Below are 809 nucleotides of genomic sequence, written 5' to 3'. Positions count from 1 at the left end.
GGGGCCCGGCTGCGGCCGGGCCCCGCGGGCTGCCTCGCGCCGTTCTTCCGAGGGACAGCGAACCGTTCCGCGAAGGACAGCGGACCGGTTCCGCCCTGACGGCGGCGGGCGACGTCCGCCGGGCGCCACCCGGCCGCGACGGACGGACGATCGGGACCGCCGGACGCCCCCCGAGGGTCAGACCGTGACGTGGACGGTCGATCCGGTGCGGTTCTTCGCGACCCGGAGCTGCGCCGGGATGCGGGTGCGCAGTTCGGCGACGTGGCTGACCACGCCGACCGCCCGGCCGCCGTCGCGCAGCGCGTCCAGGACGGCCATGACCTCGTCCAGCGTCTCGTCGTCGAGGGTGCCGAAGCCCTCGTCCACGAACAGGGTGTTCACCTCGGTGCCGCCCGCCTCGGCGGTGACGACGTCGGCGAGGCCGAGCGCGAGCGACAGCGAGGTGATGAACGACTCGCCGCCCGACAGGGTCGCGGGGTCGCGGTCGCTGCCGGTCCAGGCGTCCATGACGCGCAGGCCGAGCCCGCCGCCGCTCTTGCTGCGGTCCCCCGCCGCCTTGTCGACGGTGTGCCGCAGCACGTACCGGCCGCCGGACATCCGGCCGAGGCGCTCGTTCGCCGCCGCCACGACCCGTTCGAGGCGCGCCGCCAGCACGTACGCCGACAGCGACATCGCGTGCCGGTTCGCGGGCGACCTGCCCGAGGTCAGGCCCGCCATCCGCTCGGCGACGGCGTGCGCCTCGGCCGCCGGGCGCCACGCCGCGACGGCCCCGGCCAGCTCCCGGCCGAGCGCGGTCACCCGCGCCAGCC

Annotated in this window: 1 protein-coding gene; it reads right to left on the bottom strand. The window is 77.1% G+C overall.

Annotated features, from left to right (window positions below; genetic code table 11):
* Positions 1–177 precede the first annotated feature (177 nt).
* Positions 178–809, bottom strand: a 632-nt coding sequence (locus DZF91_RS23070) for an SbcC/MukB-like Walker B domain-containing protein (RefSeq protein WP_147341287.1), incomplete at its 5' end; no start/stop codon positions are given.

The sequence above is a fragment of the Actinomadura logoneensis genome (assembly GCF_003428695.1).
Classification (GTDB): Bacteria; Actinomycetota; Actinomycetes; order Streptosporangiales; family Streptosporangiaceae; genus Spirillospora; species Spirillospora logoneensis.
The sequence above is the reverse complement of the archived record's forward strand: the minus strand, read 5'-3'. Positions and strand labels throughout refer to the sequence as shown.